The 22,573-nt window shown below is 66.3% G+C and carries 27 protein-coding genes and 1 tRNA gene; 10 read left to right on the forward strand and 18 right to left on the reverse strand.

Going from position 1 to position 22,573, the window contains the following annotated elements:
- Positions 1 to 43: 43 nt before the first annotated feature.
- A complete protein-coding gene (locus RU01_RS13240; protein WP_042575040.1) occupies positions 44 to 616 on the reverse strand; it encodes an antibiotic biosynthesis monooxygenase in 573 nt (190 codons plus the stop codon).
- Between the two features lie 30 nt (positions 617 to 646).
- Positions 647 to 784, reverse strand: a complete 138-nt coding sequence (locus tag RU01_RS22875) for a hypothetical protein (protein ID WP_156148910.1) — start codon at positions 782 to 784, stop codon at positions 647 to 649.
- A 376-nt stretch (positions 785 to 1,160) separates the two neighbouring features.
- On the opposite strand from RU01_RS22875, the gene RU01_RS13245 reads away from it, so the two are divergent.
- Together RU01_RS13245 and RU01_RS13250 are read left to right on the forward strand one after the other, a co-directional pair.
- Complete coding sequence (locus RU01_RS13245; protein WP_042575041.1) at positions 1,161 to 2,222, forward strand: fatty acid desaturase family protein; 1,062 nt, start codon at positions 1,161 to 1,163, stop codon at positions 2,220 to 2,222.
- Between the two features lie 42 nt (positions 2,223 to 2,264).
- Complete coding sequence (locus RU01_RS13250) at positions 2,265 to 3,251, forward strand: sterol desaturase family protein (RefSeq protein WP_042575042.1); 987 nt, start codon at positions 2,265 to 2,267, stop codon at positions 3,249 to 3,251.
- Here RU01_RS13250 and RU01_RS13255 read toward each other — a convergent pair.
- From RU01_RS13255 to RU01_RS13280, 6 genes are all read right to left on the reverse strand, one after another.
- Positions 3,164 to 3,847: a YceI family protein gene (locus RU01_RS13255; protein ID WP_042575043.1), complete on the reverse strand. Its 684-nt coding sequence runs from the start codon at positions 3,845 to 3,847 to the stop codon at positions 3,164 to 3,166. The genes RU01_RS13250 and RU01_RS13255 overlap by 88 nt on opposite strands.
- A gap of 77 nt (positions 3,848 to 3,924) precedes the next feature.
- Complete coding sequence (locus RU01_RS13260) at positions 3,925 to 4,932, reverse strand: aldo/keto reductase (protein ID WP_231568708.1); 1,008 nt, start codon at positions 4,930 to 4,932, stop codon at positions 3,925 to 3,927.
- Positions 4,933 to 5,031: 99 nt separating this feature from the next.
- Positions 5,032 to 5,122, reverse strand: a tRNA-Ser gene (locus RU01_RS13265).
- A gap of 69 nt (positions 5,123 to 5,191) precedes the next feature.
- Positions 5,192 to 5,389, reverse strand: a complete 198-nt coding sequence (locus tag RU01_RS13270) for a CsbD family protein (RefSeq protein ID WP_042575044.1) — start codon at positions 5,387 to 5,389, stop codon at positions 5,192 to 5,194.
- A 117-nt stretch (positions 5,390 to 5,506) separates the two neighbouring features.
- A complete protein-coding gene (locus RU01_RS13275; protein WP_042575103.1) occupies positions 5,507 to 5,944 on the reverse strand; it encodes a nucleoside deaminase in 438 nt (145 codons plus the stop codon).
- Positions 5,945 to 5,975: 31 nt separating this feature from the next.
- Positions 5,976 to 6,533, reverse strand: a complete 558-nt coding sequence (locus tag RU01_RS13280) for a tRNA adenosine deaminase-associated protein (RefSeq protein ID WP_042575045.1) — start codon at positions 6,531 to 6,533, stop codon at positions 5,976 to 5,978.
- Positions 6,534 to 6,604: 71 nt separating this feature from the next.
- Here RU01_RS13280 and RU01_RS13285 point away from each other — a divergent pair, with 71 nt between their 5' ends.
- The gene (locus RU01_RS13285; protein ID WP_042575046.1) at positions 6,605 to 7,564 is read left to right on the forward strand and encodes a prephenate dehydrogenase; all 960 of its coding nucleotides are present in this window, start codon (positions 6,605 to 6,607) and stop codon (positions 7,562 to 7,564) included.
- A 7-nt stretch (positions 7,565 to 7,571) separates the two neighbouring features.
- Here the strand turns inward: RU01_RS13285 and RU01_RS13290 are convergent, their stop codons facing one another.
- Positions 7,572 to 8,180 carry a putative glycolipid-binding domain-containing protein gene (locus RU01_RS13290; protein ID WP_268793320.1) on the reverse strand — a complete coding sequence of 203 codons (609 nt, stop codon included), beginning with the start codon at positions 8,178 to 8,180 and terminating at the stop codon, positions 7,572 to 7,574.
- Positions 8,181 to 8,483: 303 nt separating this feature from the next.
- Between RU01_RS13290 and RU01_RS13295 the strand changes: the two genes are divergently transcribed.
- The 3 genes from RU01_RS13295 to RU01_RS13305 are packed head-to-tail and all read left to right on the forward strand — an operon-like array spanning position 8,484 to position 10,860.
- Entirely contained in the window at positions 8,484 to 9,644 is a 1,161-nt protein-coding gene (locus RU01_RS13295; RefSeq protein WP_042575105.1) for a DNA cytosine methyltransferase, read from the forward strand.
- Positions 9,644 to 10,453, forward strand: a complete 810-nt coding sequence (locus RU01_RS13300; protein WP_042575047.1) for a hypothetical protein — start codon at positions 9,644 to 9,646, stop codon at positions 10,451 to 10,453. The genes RU01_RS13295 and RU01_RS13300 overlap by 1 nt, the downstream gene beginning before the upstream one ends.
- Entirely contained in the window at positions 10,453 to 10,860 is a 408-nt protein-coding gene (locus tag RU01_RS13305; RefSeq protein WP_042575048.1) for a very short patch repair endonuclease, read from the forward strand. The genes RU01_RS13300 and RU01_RS13305 overlap by 1 nt, the downstream gene beginning before the upstream one ends.
- On the opposite strand, the gene RU01_RS13310 is transcribed toward RU01_RS13305, so the two are convergent.
- Positions 10,848 to 11,357: a hypothetical protein gene (locus tag RU01_RS13310; protein ID WP_052493274.1), complete on the reverse strand. Its 510-nt coding sequence runs from the start codon at positions 11,355 to 11,357 to the stop codon at positions 10,848 to 10,850. The genes RU01_RS13305 and RU01_RS13310 overlap by 13 nt on opposite strands.
- Positions 11,358 to 11,437: 80 nt before the next feature.
- Here RU01_RS13310 and RU01_RS13315 point away from each other — a divergent pair, with 80 nt between their 5' ends.
- A complete protein-coding gene (locus RU01_RS13315; protein ID WP_042575049.1) occupies positions 11,438 to 12,565 on the forward strand; it encodes an NAD(P)/FAD-dependent oxidoreductase in 1,128 nt (375 codons plus the stop codon).
- 9 nt (positions 12,566 to 12,574) lie between these two features.
- Here RU01_RS13315 and RU01_RS13320 read toward each other — a convergent pair whose 3' ends face one another.
- Positions 12,575 to 13,591, reverse strand: a complete 1,017-nt coding sequence (locus RU01_RS13320) for a magnesium and cobalt transport protein CorA (protein WP_042575050.1) — start codon at positions 13,589 to 13,591, stop codon at positions 12,575 to 12,577.
- Between the two features lie 172 nt (positions 13,592 to 13,763).
- Between RU01_RS13320 and RU01_RS13325 the strand changes: the two genes are divergently transcribed.
- The 3 genes from RU01_RS13325 to RU01_RS13335 all read left to right on the forward strand — a co-directional run bounded on the left by RU01_RS13325 (position 13,764) and on the right by RU01_RS13335 (position 18,619).
- Positions 13,764 to 14,861 (forward strand): ferredoxin reductase, encoded by a 1,098-nt coding sequence (locus RU01_RS13325; protein ID WP_042575051.1) that lies wholly within the window; start codon positions 13,764 to 13,766, stop codon positions 14,859 to 14,861.
- A gap of 42 nt (positions 14,862 to 14,903) precedes the next feature.
- Complete coding sequence (locus RU01_RS13330; RefSeq protein WP_042575052.1) at positions 14,904 to 16,313, forward strand: fatty acid desaturase family protein; 1,410 nt, start codon at positions 14,904 to 14,906, stop codon at positions 16,311 to 16,313.
- 92 nt (positions 16,314 to 16,405) lie between these two features.
- Entirely contained in the window at positions 16,406 to 18,619 is a 2,214-nt protein-coding gene (locus RU01_RS13335) for a sensor domain-containing protein (protein ID WP_042575107.1), read from the forward strand.
- Here the strand turns inward: RU01_RS13335 and RU01_RS13340 are convergent, their stop codons facing one another.
- The 7 genes from RU01_RS13340 to RU01_RS13370 form a co-directional block, all read right to left on the reverse strand.
- Positions 18,620 to 18,886: a lipopolysaccharide assembly protein LapA domain-containing protein gene (locus RU01_RS13340; protein WP_042575053.1), complete on the reverse strand. Its 267-nt coding sequence runs from the start codon at positions 18,884 to 18,886 to the stop codon at positions 18,620 to 18,622.
- A 183-nt stretch (positions 18,887 to 19,069) separates the two neighbouring features.
- A complete protein-coding gene (locus RU01_RS13345) occupies positions 19,070 to 19,240 on the reverse strand; it encodes a CsbD family protein (protein ID WP_042575054.1) in 171 nt (56 codons plus the stop codon).
- A 108-nt stretch (positions 19,241 to 19,348) separates the two neighbouring features.
- The gene (locus tag RU01_RS13350; protein ID WP_042575055.1) at positions 19,349 to 20,038 is read right to left on the reverse strand and encodes a ZIP family metal transporter; all 690 of its coding nucleotides are present in this window, start codon (positions 20,036 to 20,038) and stop codon (positions 19,349 to 19,351) included.
- Between the two features lie 45 nt (positions 20,039 to 20,083).
- Positions 20,084 to 20,344 (reverse strand): DUF202 domain-containing protein, encoded by a 261-nt coding sequence (locus RU01_RS13355; RefSeq protein WP_042575056.1) that lies wholly within the window; start codon positions 20,342 to 20,344, stop codon positions 20,084 to 20,086.
- Positions 20,341 to 20,694 (reverse strand): YidH family protein, encoded by a 354-nt coding sequence (locus RU01_RS13360; RefSeq protein WP_082043095.1) that lies wholly within the window; start codon positions 20,692 to 20,694, stop codon positions 20,341 to 20,343. The genes RU01_RS13355 and RU01_RS13360 overlap by 4 nt, the downstream gene beginning before the upstream one ends.
- Positions 20,695 to 20,708: 14 nt before the next feature.
- Entirely contained in the window at positions 20,709 to 21,086 is a 378-nt protein-coding gene (locus RU01_RS13365; RefSeq protein ID WP_042575057.1) for a DUF5313 family protein, read from the reverse strand.
- Positions 21,083 to 21,553 carry a MarR family winged helix-turn-helix transcriptional regulator gene (locus RU01_RS13370; RefSeq protein WP_042575058.1) on the reverse strand — a complete coding sequence of 157 codons (471 nt, stop codon included), beginning with the start codon at positions 21,551 to 21,553 and terminating at the stop codon, positions 21,083 to 21,085. Before RU01_RS13370 ends, RU01_RS13365 begins: the two co-directional genes overlap by 4 nt.
- Positions 21,554 to 22,573 lie beyond the last annotated feature (1,020 nt).

Genomic DNA, 22,573 nt, shown 5'->3' on the forward strand with positions numbered 1-22,573 from the left:
CACTTTTGTGACGCTCACCACGCAGAGTGCAGGTTTCAGTCGATCAGGGAGTGAGCCATCGCTTCACGCGGGCCGTGATGAACGGAAGAAGCACGTACACCATGACAGGGGTGCTGACGAGGGTGATCAGGAGAGTTCTGACGACGAGACCGAGCGAAAGATACTCGGACACAAGAAAGTTCATGACAAGCGACAGGGGGAAGAACGCCGACCAGATGACGATCGCCTGCTTCCAGCGCGGCGGCGGAGCACCCACCACTCGCACGGCGTCGGTCAAGGTCGACTGTGGTTCGAACCACCCTTCGACACCCGTGAGGCGATGCGTCACATGGTCGTCGGCGACGCCCACGCCGCGGGCAACCCACGCCCTGCGGAACGGTGAGGACAGCCACTCCTGGAGGTGTGCGTCCGAATCGAAGCGGTAGAGCACGTAGTACTCGTACGGGTCCGCGGACGAGCGCAGCCATCCGCCTCCGAGGAAGCCGTCGAACGTGCGGAGGACGCTGATACCTGCGTCGGTCCACGCGACGAAGTCCTGCTCACGACCCGGCGTGATCCGGCGTGCCACCGACGTGGTGACCGCGGAACCCCGCGGCGAGTCGTGTGTGTCGGTCATGTCGAGCCAGAGTCGGCAGTGCGCCCGCGGTCAGGACTTCTCGGAGAAGAGCTGCCCGTAGACGGGTGCAGTGGCATTGGCGGCGTCACGCGCGGCCGACGTCGCGGGAGCCTCGACGGGCTCGGAGTCGGCGGTGACGGGTGCGAGGAAAAGTGAGACGGGTTCCATGAAAAACCCCTTCTATGGAGGGCGGACGAGCAGATCGTCGAACAGAGTCCCCCGCGACAAGAAGTGCGGAGGGGGTGGTCACAATGTCGGGTATTCCGACTACGGGAGTCGCAGGATCGACCGCGGACTCTTCGCTGTACCTATGTTGCACCCTACTCCACGACGTCGACACCACCCGCCTCGCGACACGCACGTGGGGAACGGACTGGTGAACTGTGCACTGCAGAGCCGGAAACTGGATCGTCGGACTGTCGACGCCGTGGCCTCCCTGTGCCACACTTGTGACGCAGGCGTGACCTCTTACTTCGTGTGCGCACCCGACTGCCAGTGACCGACAGCCGTGGAACGAAGAGTCCACAGGAAACCGAGGTAGCCAGTGTCCGTCACCTCCGAACGGCCCCGTGACAAGTTCATCAGCTCGTACACCGAGCTGTCCGTCGCGGTGCGCGCCTCCGGCCTGATGGAGCGACGCAGGGGTTTCTACATCTCGCGCATCGTCGCGACCGTCTTCGCCTTCTTCGCGGTCTGGGTCGGCGCCTTCCTTCTCGGCGACTCCTGGTGGCAGCTCGGCCTCGCGGTCGTCCTGGCTCTCGTCAGCACTCAGTTCGGCTTCCTCGGCCACGACGGAGCACACCGTCAGATGTTCGACTCGTCCAAAGCCAACGAGTGGACGGCGCGGATCCTGTCGGGAACGTTCGCCGGGCTGTCCTTGCACTGGTGGCAGGGCAAGCACAGCAAGCACCACAACGCGCCGAACCAGATCGGCAAGGACCCCGACATCGGCAACGGGCCGATCGCCTTCGTGCCCGAGTACGCCGCCGGCAGGACCGGCATCTACGGGGCGCTGACTCGTCGTCAGGGCTGGCTCTTCTTCCCGCTCCTGACTCTCGAAGGCGCGGTGCTTCATATCGCGAGCGTGCGAACGTTGCTGGGGTCCAAGGAGATCAAGCACCGCAAGCTAGAACTCGGCTTGATCGCACTGCGGCTCACCGTCGGATTCGTGCTGCCGTTCCTGGCCATGCCCGCCGGCCTGGCCATCGGATTCATCCTCGTACACCTCGGCGTCTTCGGCGTCCTGCTGGGTGGATCGTTCGCGCCCAACCACAAGGGCATGCCGCTGGTACCCGCCGGCGCGAAGGTGGACTTCCTGCGGCGCCAGGTCTTGATGTCGCGCAACGTCGACGGCGGACCGGTCACCGACTTCATGATGGGCGGTCTGAACTACCAGATCGAGCATCACCTGTTCCCGAGCATGCCGCGGCCCAACCTGAAGAAGGTCCGGCCGATGGTCCGGGCGCATTGCGAGAAGCACGGCGTGACCTACACCGAGACCTCGCTGGTCCGGTCGTACGGCATCGTCGTCCGCTACCTCAACGCGGTCGGGCTCTCGCACCGCGATCCGTTCGACTGCCCGCTGGTGCGCACCTACCGAGGCTGAACCACCCGCGATGATGTGACCGCGATCACGTAGAGTGTTGCGGTGATCGCAGACCTGTGGAACTCCCTTCCGGGTCCTCTCCGGGATCCGGTGGCCCTGGCGGTGCCCGCCTTCCTCGGCCTGCTGGCGCTGGAGTGGACCGCGGCCGTGGTCCTGGAACGTCGAGGCGCCTCGGAGCCGACCGACGCAGCCGACAGGCCAGCGCGAGGGACCTACCTCCGCGCCGACGCCCACGCGTCCATCTCGATGGGCCTGGTCTCCATCGTCACCACGACGGTGTGGAAAACCGTTGCTCTACTGGGATATTCGGTCATCTACGCGTATGTAGCGCCGTGGCACCTACCGTCCGACCAGTGGTACACGTGGGTCGTCCTGCTACTCGGTGTCGACGTGCTCTTCTACTGGTACCACCGCATCGCGCACCGCACGCGCGTCATCTGGGCGACGCATCAGGCCCATCACTCCAGTGAGTACTTCAACTTCTGTACCGCCCTGCGGCAGAAGTGGAACAACAGCGGCGAGATCGTCATGTGGCTGCCCCTGCCCCTCCTCGGCATCCCGCCGTGGATGGTGTTCACGGGCTTCGCCATCAACCTCGTCTACCAGTTCTGGGTGCACACCGAACGTATCGACCGCATGCCACGGTGGTTCGAATTCGTCTTCAACACCCCGTCCCACCACCGCGTGCACCACGGGAACGACAAGGAATACCTCGACAAGAACTACGCGGGAATCCTGATCGTCTGGGACCGGATGTTCGGAACCTATGCGCCCGAGACCTTCCGTCCGCACTACGGCTTGACGACGCCGGTGAACACCTTCGACATCCTGAAGCTCCAGACACACGAGTACGCCGCCATCGCACGGGATGTGCGAACGGCGGCGACCCTCCGTCAGAAACTCGGATACGTGTTCGGTCCTCCCGGCTGGGCACCGGAGCTTCAGGCCGCGGCGAGCGTGACCAGGAAGTCGACGGAGCCGGCCGGGGCGACCGTCACGAACCCGAGCGACGGCGGCTCGATGCCGTAGTCGGCCCATGTCGCCGGAATGCTTCCCGACGCCACGATGGTCTCACCCGAGCGCAGGACCTGCGTGTCCACGCTGACGTCGCGGGTCTGCCCCTTCAGAGTGAGGGTGCCGTCCATCGTCACTGTCGCGGTGGTTCCGTCCGTGGGCACCGAGGACAGGTCGACGGGTGAGGTGACGGTGAACGTGGCTGTCGGATTGGCTGCCACGTCGAAGATGTTCCCGCGGAACTGGTTGTCCCGGCGGTCGCTGTCGGTGGTGATCGTGGCCGTCTGCACGACGATCTCGCCGGCCGTGAGCTGCTGATCGGCAATGGTCGCCGATCCACTGACGTCCGGCGTGGTGCCGACGACGGTCACGTCGGTGCCGTTCAGCACCTCCGCGACCGTGTATCCGGCGGACGTCCGGTTGGCGTCGTCACCCGGCGTGACGGTCCACCGACCGTCCAGATCACCGGTGGCGGCCACCGCCCCGCTGGTGGAGACCGACGCCGCCGGGTCGCTGCTCTCCAACGAGGAGTAGATGCGAGGTCCGACGACCAGGGCGACGATCGCGAGCACCACGACGACTGCTGCGGCAATCCACCACTTCTTCTTCATGGGAAAACTTTAGTTGTCGCTTCAACGCCCGGCCACCGCTACGGCTGGGAATCACCTGTGAATGAGCCCGACCGACATCACCACTTCGAGTGGACGACGCTCCGCAGGTGCCGGTCGTAGATCGCACGCACACCCTCGTCGAACTTCTCCCCCAACGGGTCGACACGTCCGGCATCGGCGTTGGCGCGAGCCTGCTCGACGTTCCGAGCTCCCGGAATGACTGTCGAGATCTGCGGGTGCTGCCACAGCCAGGCGATCGCCGCGGCTGCGGGCGTCGTGCCGGCAGGAGCCTGCTCGGCGACCAGCGCAGAGAACTCGCGCGCCGCCGTCAGGCCGGTATCGAACGGCACACCCGAGAACGTCTCGCCGACATCGAAGGCTTCGCCGTTGCGGTTGAAGTTGCGGTGATCGTTCTCGGCGAACGTCGTCGACTCGTCGTACTTCCCCGACAGCAGACCCGACGCCAGCGGGACGCGCGCGATGATGCCGACGCCGGCCTCCGCGGCGACGGACAGCACCTCCTCGATCGGCTTCAGTCGGAACGCGTTGACGATGATCTGGACGGTGGCGACATTCGGTCGACGAATAGCCGCGAGGGCCTCGTCGACCGTCTCGACGCTCACGCCGTAGTTCCGGATCGATTTCTCCTCGACGAGCGTGTCGAGGGCGTCGAAGACCTCGTCGTTCGCGTAGACCGCACTGGGCGGGCAGTGCAGCTGCACCAACTCGAGCGAGTCGACGCCGAGATTGCTGCGGGATCGGTCCACCCAGCTGCGGAAGTTGTCGAGCGTGTAGTTCTCGGGAACCTGGTCGACGCGTCGACCCATCTTCGTCGCGACCGTGACGGCATCGCGGAGTCCGCGGTCGGCCAGGAACGCGCCGATCACCCGCTCACTGCGCCCGTCGCCGTACACGTCGGCCGTGTCGAAGAAGGTGATGCCACTGTCGACGGCAGCATCGAGAACCGCTGTGGCGTCGGCTTCGGACACATCGCCCCAGTCCGCACCCAGCTGCCACGTTCCGAGACCGACGCACGAGACCTGACGGCCGGTGCGTCCGAGTGCGCGGTCCTGCATCGCGTTCATGTTCTGTTACTCCCTCGTGAATCAGTGATGTACCTCACCGCCGACCTTACGAGACGGGAACGACAAAGCCCCCCAGCTGTCGGAACAGTGGGGGGCTCTTGGCGGTGGCGGAGAGATTTGAACTCTCGGACGGGGGTTACCCGTCACGCGCTTTCGAGGCGCGCTCCTTAGGCCGCTCGGACACGCCACCGCCGGTTAGGTTACCGGAAGGGTGGCGCAGATCCGAAATCGCGACGTCAGAAGGCGTCCTCGCCGTGGATCAGTGTCCGGTGAGCTTGTCCTTGATGTTGGACGCTGCGTCCTTGACCTTCTCGGCGCCGTCCTTGAAGGCTGCGGACGTCTGGTCGCCCTTGCCCTCGGCCTGCAGGTCCTGGTCGCCGGTGGCGTTGCCCGCGGCTTCCTTGCCCTTGCCCTTGAGGTCTTCTGCCTTGTTGCCGATCTTGTCGTCGAGTCCCATGAAGTACTCCTTCGAAACGGAAGAACGTGTCATCCACCCCTCCATTTCGGCGAGGCGGGCGACGCTACGGTGCGTCTGGTGTCCTACCGGCAGGTAATACCCCGGCGCAGGGTTGGATCAAACGTCGCGAGTGGTTCGAAAGAACTGCCGGATCAGACCGCCGCACTCGTCCTCGAGCACTCCCCCGACGACCTGGGGACGGTGCGTGAGTCGCTGATCGCGCACCACGTCCCACAGTGAGCCGACAGCACCGGTCTTGGGTTCCCAGGCGCCGAACACCAGGCCCGACACTCGGGACAACACGGCTGCGCCTGCGCACATCGTGCAGGGTTCGAGGGTGACGACCAGCGTGCAGCCACCCAGCCGCCATCCGTCCCCGTGCCGAGCCGCCGCAGCGCGAAGGGCGAGCACCTCGGCGTGCGCGGTCGGATCGCCGCGGTGTTCGCGCTCATTGACAGCCGACGCCAGTTCCACCCCGTCCGGCGAAACCACGACGGCGCCGACGGGAACGTCTCCGAGCGGTGTGCCGGCGGCGACCTCGAGGGCCCTGCTCATCCAGAAGCGGTGCCGAGCGAGCGGCAACATCTCAGCGCGGGAGTTTGTCGAGCACCGCGGCGAACTCGGCGGCGAATCCCAGACGGGCCGCGATCATGCCGAGCTGCTCGTCGGGGTAGAGATCGGACTCGGCGAGGATGACGCCCAGTACCGGCTCCGGCAGACCCAGATCACTGAGAAGATCAGAGTCACCCTCCTCCCACGGCTCGACATCGTCGAGCTCGTCGGGGTCGAGGTCCGGTATGTCGATGTTCAGGCGATCCAGGACATCGGCGGCGATGTCGTAGTCGATGGCGGCGGTGGCGTCCGAGAGCAGGACACGCGTTCCCGACGGCGACGGCCGGATGACCACGAAGAACTCGTCGTCCACGTCGAGCAGGCCGAATACGGCACCGGCGCTGCGTAGTTCACGCAGTTCCGTGTCCGCCACGCTCAAACTGCCGAGGGCCTCGGAGGACAGTGGCCGACACGTCCACTTACCTTCTTCGCGCACGACCGCGATGGCGAAACCTTCGAGGTCGTCGTAGTCGTCGGAGGCGGTGTCACCTCTACCCTTGGACGAGTTGCCACCTCCGCGCTGAGCAGTCATGCGCGCAACCGTAGTCCCACATGCGGTGCCGACGGCGCGGACCTCCCCCGACATGTGCAAACCTTCTCCTGATGAACACTCCCGATCGTCCCGTGTGTGTCCTCGGCCTCGGCCTCATCGGCGGATCGTTGCTCCAGGCGGTCGTCGCCTCGGGCCGCCCGGCCTGGGGATGGAACCGGTCCGCCTCGGCCGTGGATCTCGCGCGCGCTGACGGGTACGACGTGACGACGGACATCACGGCCGCCTTGCAGCGCGCCGCGGCCGACGACGCTCTCGTCGTCGTCGCGGTCCCGATGTTCGCCGTGGACACAGTTCTCGACGCGATCGCCGAGCACGCACCGGCGTGCGCGCTCACCGATGTGGTCAGCGTCAAGGCCGAGGTCGCCGCCGCGGTGGCCCGACACGGCCTCTCGGCGCGGTTCGTGGGCGGACACCCGATGGCGGGAACGTCGGAATCGGGATGGGTGGCCGCAGAGGTCGACCTGTTTCGTAACGCCGTGTGGGTCGTGACCGTCGACGAGGGCACGGACCCACACGTCTGGCTCACCGTCGCCGGCCTCGCGTTGGCCTGCGGGTCGGTCGTGGTCCCGTCCCGATCCGAGGAACACGATCGAGCCGTCGCACGCGTGTCGCACCTCCCGCACGTGCTCGCCGAGACACTCGCCGCGGTGGGCGCCGACGGCGGGGAACTGGCCCTCCGACTGGCCGCCGGATCGTTCCGGGACGGAACCCGGGTCGCCGGTACAGCCCCCGCCCTGGTCAGCGCCATGTGTGATGCCAACGCACCGGCGCTGGTGGAGGCACTCGACGACGCGATCGATCGACTGCAACGAGCGCGGACAGCGCTGAGCGCCACGTCGTCGACCGAGGAGTTGGTGACAGCCGGCCACGCCGCCCGCCGTGACTACGACGCGCAGTTGCAGTGGTGGGAGATCACCGACGTCGTGGTCGGTGCCGCGGGGTGGCTGAACGAGATGTGGGACGCGGCCCGCAGCGGCGGCGTCGTGCAGAGGCTTCCCGACTCCGTCTGACGGAGGATCAGATGCGCTCGGCCAGTCCCCGGTAGTCGGCGACGAAGCCCTCGGCGTCGACACTGACCTCGGACGTACCCACGGGCGAGACGACGCGGAACTCGCTGGGCCCCTGGCTGTAGGACAACGTTTCGGCGCGCGCTGTCAGGACCGGAAGGCCGACGTAGACGACGGGAACCTCCTGATCGGACGGCGTGGTGTTGAGGCCGAGACGCCGGATGGCGAGGGTGTTGAAGAACGGGCTCCACACCAGTTCGACGTCGAGGGCGCCGTTGAAGGAATTGCGCAACGGGGATCCGTCGTCGACGAGCCAGTAGCCCTCCGAATCGCGGCTGATCGAGATCTGCTTCTCACCCGAGGCGACGGCGGAACGAACGGACAACCGCTTGGTGACGCCGTTCTCGTCGGTGACCAGGTCGTACGACGCCGAGAACGCAGGGTGCTCGTCACATGCACCACCGATGATGCGGCCTGCTGCCTTGATGCGCTTTCCGTTGAGCTGGACGCGCACCGACTCCATCCGGGGCGCCTGGTGCGCGCGCCATGTGAGAACGGCCGGCCAGGACGAACCCGTCACGTCGGCGGACGCCAGGGAATCGGTAGTGGGAGTGGTCACGCGTTCACGGTAGATCACGAGCGCACAGCTGGTGTCGGAGCCGGACGAATTGCCTGTGAATCGCCGTCTCTCGCAGCCCGAGGGGTGCCCCGCCGACGTGGGACGAAACCTCCGCGAACAGCCGGTTCTCCCGAGCGCCGGCGACAGGAGGCGTGAGGCCGCGCACGCGACGGCGTCGGTCCGGAATCGCTCACACCACCACGGGCGCGGCTCGAAAGGCCGTGTCGGTGTTCTCGAGTAGCCTCACTCGAAGTCGGATCGAGTTTACGTCGTGAGGAGTTCGTGGTCGTGTCGGAACGTGGGATGGTCGGCTTGTTCGCCGGTATCGGCGGGCTCGAGCTGGGCTTGTCCCGACACGGGTGGTCGACGTCGATGCTGTGCGAGATCGACGCGGGAGCCGGCGCGGTACTGCGGTCGCGCTTTCCCGACGTCCCTCTCCACACGGATGTCACCACGCTCCGCGCCCTGCCCCCCGCCACCGAACTCGTCGCGGCGGGCTTCCCCTGCCAGGATCTCTCGCAGGCGGGCCGGACCGCCGGCATCACCGGAACACGGTCGGGTCTGGTGGACGAGGTCTTCCGTTTGGTGGCTCGGAAGCGCGGTCCGCGGTGGCTTCTGATCGAGAACGTGCCGTTCATGCTCCAACTCGGCCGCGGAGCGGCGATGCGCCACATCACCCATGCGCTCGAGGACCTCGGCTACATGTGGGCCTACCGCGTGGTCGACGCACGGTCCTTCGGCCTGCCCCAACGGCGGCAGCGCGTCGTCATGCTCGCATCGCGGACCGACGATCCTCGCGAGGTGCTGTTCGGGCCGGATGCCGGCATGCCGGAGCCCGGTGATGCCGACGTGCTCCCGTGCGGCTTCTACTGGACCGAGGGAGTCCGCGGACTCGGCTGGGCCGTGAACGCGGTGCCCACACTCAAGGGCGGCTCGACTCTGGGTATCGCCAGCCCACCCGCGGTGCGATTGCCGTCGGGTGAGGTGGTGACACCCGGCATCACCGACGTCGAGCGCCTTCAGGGTTTCGACGCCGGATGGACGACGCCCGCGACGGACGTGCCGGGTGTCCGGGCGGGCCACCGGTGGAAGCTGGTGGGCAATGCGGTCAGCGTGCGGATGGCGTCGTGGGTCGGCGAGCAGCTCGATGCTCCCAGCCCGTACGACGGCTCGGCTGATGTCGAGCTGGCACCGGGTCAGAGTTGGCCCTCGGCTGCATGGGGAAAGGACCGTCGCACCTTCCGCGTGGCCACCAGCACCTGGCCGGTCCAGCATCCGTACGAGGATCTGAGCGGCTTCCTCACCGAGTCGAAGCTGTTGTCCGCCAGGGCAACTGCCGGATTTCTCAAGCGCGCCAGGTCCGGTCGCCTGCGCTTTGCTCCAGGTTTTCTCGATACCGTCGAGTCGCATCTGCACCGGATGACCGAACCGACTCCGGTACCCGAACCGGTTCGAGTCGCCTGATGTATCCGTTGACATTCGCCCTCGACTTCGCCGGTGATCGGCCGGCGCCGGATGCCGATCGTGGGGAGAAGAAGAACTACGCCCAACGGCTGTCCAACAATCTGGCGCAGGTGGTGGCGGATGCACTCCGTCCTCGCTACCCGTCGATCACACCCGATGTCCACGGAGTCGGCCAGGAGGCGCAGGTCGACGTCGCGAAGGGGCGCAAGCGCCTGGACGTCAAAGCCCTGGACCCGACGCTCGGATTGATCCTGTGCGTGTCCATCAAGACGTACAGCTTCCAGGACTACAGCCCCACCTCCGGACGCTTGGGAAGGTGGACCAAGAACATCGTCCGCAACGACCATGAGCTCCGCGGCGAAGCGATGGTGCTGCACCAACGTCAGCCGTACAGCGTGTTGGTGGGAGTGATGTTCGAACCGTGGGCGACGTGCGAGGACGGTGACCCTGGAAAGAGCAGCGACACCGGCAAGAGTTCGTTCGCACACCACGTCACGACGCTGTCCAAACGATCCGGACGCGGCAAGCGCGCGGTGCTCGGCGGACCGAGCAAGGCGTGGGTCGACCTGGGCGCGGAGGACACGCGATACGACCTGTTCGAGAAAGTGTTCATCGGCCTCTACGAACCCGACGGGCCGTACCGCGGTGAGGTGCGGTTCTTCGACGTCGACGACTCGCCCCCGCGCAACGGCAGGCCGTCGGACAGGAACACGCTGAGCTTCGACGACTTCGTCGAGGTGGTGCACGCAGAAGTGGAGCGGCGCAACAGGTTCGCGCCCAGCTGGTCGGAACCGGACGACGACGACTGATGCCGAGGACGGATGCCGCGACCAGTGCACGGATGGCCAAGCAGCGCCGCCGCGACACCAAGCCGGAGGTGGCGCTGCGCCGGGAACTCCACCGTGTCGGCTTGCGCTACTTCGTCGACAAGGCGCCGCTACCGGGTATGAGACGAAGAGCCGACGTGGTGTTCCCACGTCGGCTCGTTGCCGTCTACGTCGACGGATGCTTCTGGCACAGCTGCCCGCAACACGCGACGCATCCTAAGAACAACGCCCAGTGGTGGGCGGACAAACTGGCCGCCAACGTCGCGCGAGACCGTGACACCGATCGACGTCTCGCCGAGGCCGGCTGGACCGTCGTGCGCATCTGGGAACACGAGGACCCGGTCATCGCCTCCGAGCGAGTGGTCGAGGCGGTACGTCAGCGCTCGTGACGTCCCTGAGGATCCTGGCGAACCTGATCCTGACGGACCTGGTCCTGACGCACCTGGTCGTGATGGCCCGGCAGGTCCTGACGCACCTGATCCTGACGTCCGGCGTCGCGGCCGTCGGTTGCTGCGCGGTCGCCACCACGGGGAGTTCCGTCGTCGTGAACGGTCGGGTCGAGCTTGTTCGCCCGCTCCCACTCACGATCGAGCTCGTCGCGCTGGCCTGCCGCGGCACCCTGGTGCTCGTGCGCGCGCTGCTGCGCCAGCTTCGCCTCGGCTGCCTTCGCATCGGCCTCGGCCTGCGCCCGACGCGCATCCGCCTCGGACTTCTGCGCCAGCGCCTCGGAATGCTCGACGTGGGCACTGCGCTCTGCGGCACGCTCGCGGATCTCACCGGCCTTCTCGACGCGCTTCTGCTTGCTCTTCTTCGACAGGGCGACAGCAATAGCGACGATCAGCAGCACCACCACGACGGCGATGACGATCCAGACAGCTGTATTCATTGTTTCTCCTCGAGTATGTGGAGCCGGGGGTACCCCTACGGCTCCTTTCCCACACGGAACGCGGCCTAGGATCGGCGGTCATGAGCAGCGATGTCGATGTTCTCGTGGTCGGAGGCGGTATCGCCGGGGTTTCCCTCGCCTACGAGCTGTCCTCGGATCGTTCCGTCTGCGTCGTCGAGGCGGAGTCGTCGTTGGCCGTGCATTCGACGGGCCGCTCGGCCGCCATGTTCCTCGAGACCTACGGCAACCACGTCATCCGGGGGCTGACGACTGCCAGCCGGGCGTTCCTGCTCGACCCCCCGGACATGGTCCGATCCACGATCATGACTCCGCGGCCGTTCGTGCAGTTCGCTGCACCGGGCCGCGCCGACGCACTGACCGCAGCGTTCGACTCGTTACGTGACCTGTCGCCGGACGCACGACTTCTCGACGCCGCGGAGACCGTCGAGTGCGCACCGTTGTTGCGTCGGGACGCGGTCGACGCGGCGATCCTGGAGCCCGGTGCTCTCGACATGGATGTCGACGCCCTCCATCAGGGTTTTCTCCGCGGAGCACGGGACCGCGGGACGTCGGTCCGGACCGGATCCCGGGTGACGAGCGTTCGGCGCGTCGCCGGCCGATGGTCGGTGGACATGTCCGACGGAGAGACGGTCACGGCGTCGACGCTGGTGGACGCGGCCGGGGCGTGGGCCGACACGCTCGCCGAGCTCGCCGGTGTACGACCGATCGGCCTGGAACCGCGACGCCGGACCATCTTCGTCATGAACGCACCGGAGGGCATCGCAGCAGGCCGGCACCCGCTGATCAGCGACATGGACGAGGCGTTCTACATCAAGCCGGAGGGGACCCGGTTGCTCTGTTCACCCGCCGACGAGACTCCGTGTCCCCCGAGCGACGCTGCGGCGGACGACCTCGAGATCGCGCGCGCCCTGGACGAGATCGGCGAGGCCACCGTCGTCACCGGCCGCCGTGTCACGTCGTCGTGGGCGGGCCTGCGCTCGTTCGTGCCCGACCGCACCCCCGTCGTCGGCTTCGACGATCGTTCGGAGGGGTTCTTCTGGTGCGCCGGGCAGGGCGGATACGGCATCCAGACGTGCGCGGCGCTCGCTCGGGTCGGCGCCGCACTGATACGCCGCGAGCCGCTTCCGGCCGACGTCACCGACCGCGGCGTCTCCGCGGACGACCTCGCACCGGGTCGGTTGCGCTGAGCCGTGCGCTTACAGCCACTTCTGCTTGCGGAAGACCACGTACAGCGCACACGACGCGAGCAGCATCGCGCTGACGGCCGCGGGATAACCGAACGTCCATCCCAACTCCGGCATGTGCTCGAAGTTCATGCCGTAGATACCGGCGATCAGCGTGGGTGCGAAGAGGATGGCGCCCCAGGACGAGATGCGCTTGACCTGCTCGTTCTGTTCGAGACTCACCTGCGTCATCGCGCGCATCTCGTCGTTCTGACGCTGTCCGACCAGGGTCGTGTGCACCGACAGTGCGTTCTGCAGGTTCGCACGGAACGAGTCGACTCGCTCGGTGATCCGGATCGCGTGGTCCAGGACGTCGCGAAGGTTGCGCCGCAGTTCGATGTCGACGTTGTACTTCTCGGAACCTCGGCCGAGCGCTTCGATCATCGACACCAGGGGATGCGTGGCGCGCTGGAACTCGATGACCTCGCGCGAGAGTTCGTAGATGCGCCGGGATACGTCGGGATCACCGGTGAACAACTGGTCGTCGATTTCGTCGATGTCGTTCTCGAGGCCCGCGACGACCGGTTCGTACTCGTCGACCACCTGGTCGAGAATGGCGTAGAGAACGGCCTCGGTTCCCAGTTCGAGTAGTTTCGGCGTGTTCTCGAGTCGCTTGCGGACCACGCCGAGGTCCGGCGATTCTGCGTGACGGATGGTGACGACGAAGTCGCGACCGCAGAACACGTGCAGCTCGCCGAACTCGACCTTCTCGGTCTCGTCGATGTACCGCGCGGGGTGCAGCACCACGAACAGTTGGTCGCCGTAGCGTTCGAGCTTCGGTCGCTGATGCGCGGACACGGTGTCCTCCACCGCGAGCCGGTGCAAGTCGAATTCGGTGGCCACCGACTCGATCTCGGTCTTGTCGGGCCGGTACAAACCGATCCAGGCCATCCCACCGCACGCACGCAGGAGCTCGTAGGTCCGGTCGAGGCTCTCCGGTTCGTCGGCTCGGGCCCCATGTACGTACACGGCGTTGTCCACGATCGGCACTGCGCAAGCCCCTCACACTCAGCTCGCACGCCGCCGGAACCGGGACGTGCTCGTTCAAACCACAACGGTCGTTCTTTGTTCGCGATGACCGACATCGTGTCCGGCACGCATTTCTGCCCACAATCGGTCGTTTGCGATCGTAGATCCGTGCTGTGGCGATAGCGTGTGCGGCGTGGCAGAACGTGGCGCACGACCCCAGGTATCGGTGCTTCGCCGAACCATGCTCAAGGTATTCAAACACCTGTCGAACCCGCTTCGTCCGGACGACTACTTCGAGATGATCAATCCGTTGTGGACCACCCAGGAGCTTCGCGGGAAGGTCGACCGGGTCGAGAGAGAGGGCACCGACGCGGTCTCGGTGTTCATCAGACCGGGATACGACTGGGGTGGGCACGAGCCCGGCCAGTACCTCCGGCTGGGCGTGGTCATCGACGGCCGCTATCACTGGCGCGCGTACTCGATCACCTCGGACCCGCACGGCGATCACGGCCTGATCTCCGTCAGCCCCAAGCTGGTTCCCGAGGGCACCGTGTCCCCGTACCTGGTGCAGGGCATCAAGGCGGGCGACATCGTGCGACTGAGCGAGATCGAAGGCGTCTTCACGCTGCCCGATCCCGTGCCGGCCAAGCTGCTCTACATCAGCGCGGGCAGCGGCATCACGCCGATCATGAGCATGCTGCGAGAACTCGACCACATGGGCGCCATGCACGACGTCGTCGTCATCCATTCCGTGCACAGCCGCGACCAGACGATGTTCTCCGAGACCCTCGAGCGTCTCGATCGCAAGCATTCGACGCTCCGGCTCGACCTCCGGGTGACCGAGGAGCGAGGCCGAATGAAGGCCACTGATCTGGACGAATTGTGCCCCGATTGGCGCGAGCGGGAGGCATTCTGCTCCGGTCCCGGCGATCTCCTGGACGATCTGCGGGACTACTGGAAATCCGAGGGTGACCCCGAGAAATTCCACTACGAAAGTTTCCAACCCGTCATCGGTGGTGGTGACGAAGAAGGAGAAGGCGGCACAGTCCGCTTCGTCAGAAGCAACACCGAAGTCGAATGTGACGGAGGTACACCGATTCTCGCGGCCGGGGAGGAAGCGGGACTCGATCTCAAGTTCGGGTGCAGGATCGGCATCTGCCATACCTGCACAGGTACCTTGAAAAAGGGACGTTTGAGAGACCTACGTAACGGGGAAGTCTCCGAGCCTACAGGGCAGGCGGTTCGCATCTGCGTGAACACCGCCGAGGGAGATGTCGAAATCGATCTCTGACGAGACCGGTTCACAACACTGCAGTACCAGGGAGGGTTCGTCATGAGTATCGATACCGGCAAACGGGAATTTTCCGTCGAGCATCCGCTCGCACATCTGAGCGATGAGACCATCGAAGCGCTCGCCAAGGAATTCGACGCCATTCACGACGAGGTCTACGCAGACCTCGGTGAACGCGATCGCAACTACATCACCACGGTCATCGCGGCTCAGCGTCAACTCGCTGTCGCCGGCCGCGTCATCCTGTTCGGCTCGACGAGTCGTACGGCATGGCTCGCGGGCACCGCATGCCTCGGTGTGGCCAAGATTCTCGAGAACATGGAGATCGGCCACAACGTCATGCACGGCCAGTGGGACTGGATGAACGACCCGGACATCCACTCCTCCGTATGGGACTGGGACACGGCATCCACCGCCGAGGCGTGGAAGCACTCCCACAACTTCGTGCACCACACGTACACGAACATCCGCGGCAAGGACAAGGATCTCGGCTACGAGATCATGCGCATCGATCCCAACCAGCCCTGGTCGCCGGTCTACCTCGCGCAGCCTTTCTACAACCTGCTGCTCACGGCGTTCTTCGAGTGGGGCGTCGCTCTCCACGATCTCGACATCGAAGCGATCCGACGGGGCGAGAAGCCTGTAAAGGACCTGCTCCACGATCTTCGTGGCATCGGCACCAAGGCGCGGCGTCAGATCGTCAAGGACTACATCGGCTGGCCCGCGGTCAGTGCTCTCGCCTACGGTGCTGTGCAGGTCGCGTCGGGTGGACGCGTGTCCGGCGCCGGCAAGTCGAGGCTGGGAGCGCGGTTGCGCTCACTGAGCTCGTCGAAGGCGACCAACTCCGTGGCCAAGGTTCTGGACAAGCACGGCGCCGGCATCGAACGCACCTTCGTCGCCACGCTGACGGCAGACTTCGTCGCCAACATCATTCGCAACGTCTGGAGTAACGCAATCATCTTCTGCGGTCACTTCCCGGACCAGGCCTACACCTTCAGCAAGGAAGAGACGGAGAACGAGTCCCGCGGCGGCTGGTACGTCCGTCAGCTCGTGGGTGCGGCCAACATCGAGGGTTCTTCGCTGTTCCATCTGATGAGTGGCAACCTCAGCTACCAGGTGGAGCACCACCTGTACCCGGACATGCCCAGCACCCGGTACAAGGAAGTCGCGCCGAAGATCAAGGACATCTGCGAGCGCTACCAGCTTCCGTACAACACGGGGCCCTTCATCAAGCAGTGGGGATCGGTGCAGCGCACCATCATTCGGCTCGCCTTCCCCGGCGGAAAAATGGCCCCGAAGCCCGGACCATACCGCGGCGAGCGCGTCGGCGGTTCCTCGTCGCAGCCCAGCGAGGCAGCACGATTCCGGAATCGCGTTCCCGCGGGGCACCCGGCATCGGGCCCCGAGCACAACGGTGGCGGCGTCGAGGCTCAGGTCCCTCCTCGCGACTGACGATCACCTGATCGCCGACTGATTCGACCGGCGTTTTCTGGATACCCCGCGGGGACCGGAGGGCGCCGGTCGACTCATGTCAGGAGGTGACGGTGACTGTCGAAGGTCTGGGCGTGACCGGATTGCCGGCCGTGCTCGACGCTGCGCCCGATCTGGTCGCGGTGTCGGACCCCCGCGGCAGAGTGCTGTACATGAATCCGGCGGGCATCGCGATGGTGGGCGCAGCCGGTCTCGACGCGGTGCGGCGCCTGTCCACGTGGAACTTCTTCTCCGACGTCGGCTTGCTCACCGCACCCGACGTCGAACGGTCCCTCCAGGAGACAGGACTGTGGCGGGGACTCGGCGAACTGCGTCGAATCGACACCGGTGACCCGATTCCGGTCTCGATCTCCACGTTCGTCGTTCCTCAGGACGGCGCCTCCGAGCCGTTGGTCGCCGCCGTCATGCAACGCCGCGGCACCTCTGAAGACGATGATTCCGCGCCGACCCCCGATCTCGCGTCGGCGGCGTACCGCATCCGCGAGCAGAGCGCGATCAGCGAACTGGGTCGGCGGGCCGTGGACGGTGATCTGGACACGATTCTCGCGGTGACGACCGGTGCGGCCACGGCTCTGAGGGGAACGGAGTGTTCGTCCGTCGCCCGCCTGAACGAGGCCGGGACCGCACTCGACGTCGTCGGATACAGCGGCGTCAGCGAGCCACCCACCCGCTTCGGTCTCGGCACCCGCTCCGCTCCCGGTCTCGCAGTGAGTACCGGTGAGCTGGTCGTGTGCCCCGATGCCGCTGAGGAACGACGATTCGACACGTCCACGATGGAGTCCCGCGGACTCGCCAGCGCCGTCTGCGTCCCTTTCCACTCGGCCTCACTCCCCGGCGTTCTGACGGTCCACAGCGCATCACCGCGTGACTTCTCGGTAAGAGACCTGCGATTTCTGCAGACGGCCGCCGACATCCTCGCCGCCGCCATCCGGCGCATCGAACTCGAACAGGAATTGCGCTACAGATCGTTGCACGATCCCTTGACCGGGTTGGGCAATCGAACCCTGGCGTACCGACGGATCGAGGAAGCCACTGCGCACGTGAGGGATTCGGACACCACGGTGGCGGTGATACTCGCAGATCTGGACGACTTCAAGACCGTCAACGACAGCTTGGGCCACTCTCACGGTGATGCCGCGCTGATCTCGCTGTCGCGCAAGTTGGAACACGTGGTTCCGGGCGGTGACACCGTCGCGCGACTGGGCGGCGACGAGTTCCTGGTGGTCTGCGAACACGTCGTGGACGAGGACGATGCGCGCCGACGTGCACAACGCATCTCACGGGCACTGTCGACGGTGGATACCCGCGACGATCAGACGATGGCGTTCAGCGCCAGCATCGGCATCGGCATCGCGCTTCTGCAGCATCCGGATACCTCCGCGGAGGAGATGGTGCGCCGGGCCGACCTCGCGATGTACCGCGCGAAAGCGACGGCACCGGGAACGATCGATGTCTTCGACATCCAGGACAAGTACGAGGCGGACAGGGTGTTCCGCCTCGCGGCGGATCTCCGACAATCGCTCGCGGACAACAGCTTGCGGGTCGAGTATCAACCGATCTTCGGCCTGGAGAAGGATGCCGTCGTCTCCGTGGAGGCCCTGGCGCGCTGGGATCATCCGACGCTGGGCGCCGTACCGCCCAGCGAATTCGTCGCGGTAGCCGAACGGACCGGGTTGGTGGGCACACTCGGCGACTGGGCGCTCGACACCGCGTGCCGTGATGCGCTGGACTGGCCGGACCACATCACGGTGCGCGTGAACGTGAGCGCGCACCAGCTCAACGATCCCGACTTCGCCGAGTCGGTCACCCGAGTGCTGGAACGGACGGGGTTGCCGGCGACGCGGCTGGGGTTGGAGATCACCGAAATGGTGTGGGTACAGGAGAACACGCGAGTGGCACGCACTCTGAGCAAACTCCACGACATGGGCGTGACACTGGCCCTCGACGATCTCGGGACCGGTCACAGCTCGATCGCCTATCTCGACCGGTACCCGATCTTCGACTGCCTGAAGATCGACGGCTCCTACATCGGCGCGCTACCGGGCGTACGACCGCACGCAATCGTCTCGGCAATCGTCATGCTGGGAGACGCATTCGGGGTCGAAGTCGTCGGCGAAGGAGTGGAGACGGCCGAGCAGGCCGAGGCGTACCGGTCCTGCGGCGGGCGTCTGGCGCAGGGTTACCACCTCGGACGGCCCATGCCGTCCGCAGCGGTCCGCGCGCTCCTCGAGGAACGCGCGCGACCCCCGCATGTCGACGCCGAGTGACTACTTGACGGCGCGACGGACCCGGAGAGCTGCGGAGATCGCGAACGCGATGATCGCACCGACGACGGCAGCGCCGAGCAGCGCGACACCCTGAGCGAGGTCGAAGTTCCACCCCACGAAGTTGATGGTGGTGTGAATGGTGTTCTGCAGGATGAAGATGACCAGGGCCACCGTGAGGATCAGCGCGACGAGGAGAGAGAGCTTGGAGAAGAATCCGCCTGCGCGTCGACGTCCGGTGTGGGCGTGCGTGGTGGTGGTGTCGGTCATGGTCGTGCCTTTCGAAGACGTCACCGGTCCCTGCCGGTGATCGAGTGAGGAATCGGCCACTGGGGCCTCCGCGAAACATGTCTGCGCGGTCGGTTCGGGGCGTCCGGACAGGCTCCGGACACACCACGGGCGGCGATGGACCCTCGTGGGTCCGGCGCCGCCCGGGTGCGAGTGAAGTACTGCTTACTTGAAGGTGTCCTTGATGTTCTCGCCGACCTTCTTCACGCCGGCCGAGCCCTGGTCCTTCTTGCCCTCGGCCTCGAGGTCCTTGTTGTCGGTGGCGTCACCGATAACTTCCTTGGCCTTGCCGATGGCGTCTTCTGCTGCGTTCTTTGCCTTGTCGACGATTCCCATGATGAATCCTTTCGTTCCGAGCGGTAGCGGGTGACTGCCGCGTTCTGAAAGGTGAGACGAGAGTCGACACGGAAAGCGCACGCCATGGACAGGTGATGCCGGTCACACTCATCCGCCGAGGGCGAAGGCGACGAGGAAACCCAGTGCCGTCGACATGCCGACCCACCACCCGCCGTCCTTGTAGGCCTCCGGCATCAGTGAGTCCGCGAGCACTGCCAGCGTCGCGCCGCCGGCGAAGGCTTGCACTGTCGAGATCCCGACATCCGGAATTGCGTCGGACAAGCCGTATCCGAGGACGGTCACAGCGACCAGGACCACCGCCGTCGCGGTCCACAACGCCATCGCCCGGGCCGCCGAGAAATTGTGTCGGTCACGCATGAGTGAGGCGCCGCCGACCGCCTCGGGCACGTTGCCCACCGCGACGGCCACCAGCAGAACGAGGCCGCCCCCGCCCGTCAGCGACACACCCAGCGCGGTGTTCTCCGGTACGCCGTCGAGAATCGTTCCGAGCATCAGCGCCCACCCGATCGCAGCGGGACCCAGCTTGTTCTCGATCAGGTGGTTCGCCACCACGTAGACGCCGGCGCCGAGGAAGAGAGCAATTCCCGCGACGACGATCCCCGCTTGCCGGAACGCCGGTTCGAACAATTCGGACGACACCGCGGCGATCATGGTTCCGGCACCGAATGCCATGAGCGCAGCCAACACTCGTTTAGGGAGTGTCCAGCGAAGGCCGACGGCAGCGCCCACGACCAGCGGCAGAGCGGTGCCGATTCCGTAGAGCGCGGCCGTCAGCATGGCGACAGTTCTTTCACCGGTCGCGTATACCCGCGGGGACGCGACTCACCCACGCAGAACCGATGCAGCCACGACTGCGGCGAGCACCACAGTCACTGCGCAGGGCGCGACGAGAGGCACTCGGTAGGCGGCTCGCGGCCACACGACGACAGCAAGTGATGCTGCGGCACATACCAGGGCGACGACGACGAGAACGGCATCGTCACGGACCGCGCGAGAGACGATCAACGCGGTCATGGTGACCGACAGCGCCGTCCGGATGCGGGCCAGAGTGGTGCGCTCGGCGGCGAGACCGGGCGCCGTCACATCCTCAGCCCGACGGCGAAGGCCACGATGGCGACCACCAGTCCACCCGCCAGCATGGCAGCCGCGGCCGGGAGAGGAAGTGATTCACGGCGACGCATCGCGGATTCGATACGGATCCAGCGTCCGAATGCACCGATCACCAGCAGCGCGGCCACGCCCAGCAGCCCGAGCACCAGAACTCTCCGCAGGGTCGGAGACAGGAGATCCCCGCCGAAGGCTTCCAGCGCTGCAGCGGTGGCAACGAGGCCCAGCGACGTTCTGACCCACGCCAGGTACGTGCGCTCGTTGGCGAGGGTGAATCGCGGATCGGGGTCGGACCCCTCTCGGAGACTTCGGGGCCACAGGCGCACGAGATGCAGCCTAGCTAGCGGCCGGGGTGCCACCGCTCGTACGCCCGGCGTTCGGCTTCCTCACGCGCCACCTTCTTGGGGTTCTGCAGATCGGGTGACAGCCCGTGCGCGGCCAGACGGCGACGCCTGTTGGGCTCCATGTACGCCGCGGCGTAGAAGAGTGCCAGCAGCACTGCGAGCAGGATCATCGCGCCGCGCAGCCACAGCTCTCCCGGGAACAGCAGAAAGGCGGCGAAGATGGGCAAGAAGGGGATCATGCTGCGCAGAAGATGCCGCGGCACCGCCCTGTCGCCGATCAGATCGTTGCGCACCCAGGCCTGCATCGTCGGCGGCAGAGTGCGTCCGAACGAGTAACCGATCCACTGCAACGGCCCGGGTCGAGACCGACTCATCGTGTGCCTCCCTCGGCTGTCGACAACGCACCTGCTGCGATCGCGGCGGTGTTGATGCTGCTCAGCACCTCGTGCAACCGTTCCAGTTCGGACACGTCTGCCCCGAGCGCCTCTATGACCTTTCCCGGTATCGACTCCGCTGAACGTCGCAGGGCCGTTCCCTTGTCGCTCAGGGCGATCACCAACCGACGCTCGTCGGTGTCGCTCCGGCGGCGAGTGAGCAGACCGTCCGCATCGAGCCGCTTCAACAGCGGCGTCAGCGAGGCAGGCTCGAGTTGCAGAGCCGACGCGATCTCCCCCGCCGACATCGGCGCCCGCTCCCACAACGCGAGCATGACGAGGTACTGAGGGTGCGTCAGCCCGAGCGGCTCGAGGAGCGGCCGGTAGACGGACAGCACCGCTCGATTGGTGACGGCCAGGGCGAAACACACCTGGCGGTCGAGCGCGAGCGGGTCGGTGGTGGTCACGAGAACCAGCCTACGCTGATAGTTAGAGTGCTTACTGTTTGATCGCTCACGATTTTGTGGGTGCAGGAGGGGGTGCGCACACCCCTACCGTTGGGCGAACACCCCCCGCGGCCTGCTGCAGAGGGTGTGGAGCGCTGGAAAGGGTGTGCACACGCCGCCCGTGAGCAGCGCGCAGGCCGGAGTTTGCCGAGATCCTCCCGTGCTGCAATTGGTGTGCACACCCCCACCGTGAAGCGCACACCCCCTACGGCCTGCCGCAGAGGGTGTGGCGCGCTGGAAAGGGTGTGCACACACCGCCCGTGAGCAGCGCGGTTGCTGGAGCTTGCCGAGATCCTCCCGTGCTGCAATGTGTGTGCACACCCCCACCCTGGAGCGCACACCCACTACGGCCAGCTGCAGAAGGTGTGGCGCGCTGGAAAGGGTGTGCACACCCACCGCAGTTCCGGCGATCAGGGCGTCGGGGGTGCGCATTCCGCCGCTGCCGGAGCACCCTCAGGTGCCTTGCCTGCCGGACCGGCGCCCTCGGGGCCGTGACCTGCAGGACCGTGACCCGCGGGACCGGGGCCTGCGGGACCATGGCCGGCCGGGCCACCCTCAGGACCGCATCCGGGTGCAGGCGGCGTCGGCGCACCTTCGGCCGGCGCAGGCGCATCAGCAGGCGGAGTCGGCGCACCCTCGGGCGGCGCAGGCGCATCAGCAGGCGGAGTCGGCGCACCCTCAGGCGGCGTCGGCGCATCAGCAGGCGGAGTCGGAGCATCAGCAGGCGGAGTGGGAGCAGCCGCAGGATCGCAGGTGGCGTCCGGGGCAGCGTCGGGTGCAGGCGCGTCGGGCGCAGCACTTTCCGACACCGGCGGGGCTTCACCCGGACCGTCGGCGGAGGCGGTGCCCACCGCCCCTAGCAGGAGCCCACCGGCCAGTACAGCTCCGGCAACCAGTCGGCCGGTCCTGACGCGCATCTTTCGTGTCGACATCTTCGTCCCCTCTGTCGTCGGCACCGGGGTGGCGCCGCTCGTGATGTCG

It is taken from the genome of Rhodococcus sp. MEB064 (genome assembly GCF_000834565.1).
Taxonomy (GTDB): domain Bacteria; phylum Actinomycetota; class Actinomycetes; order Mycobacteriales; family Mycobacteriaceae; genus Rhodococcoides.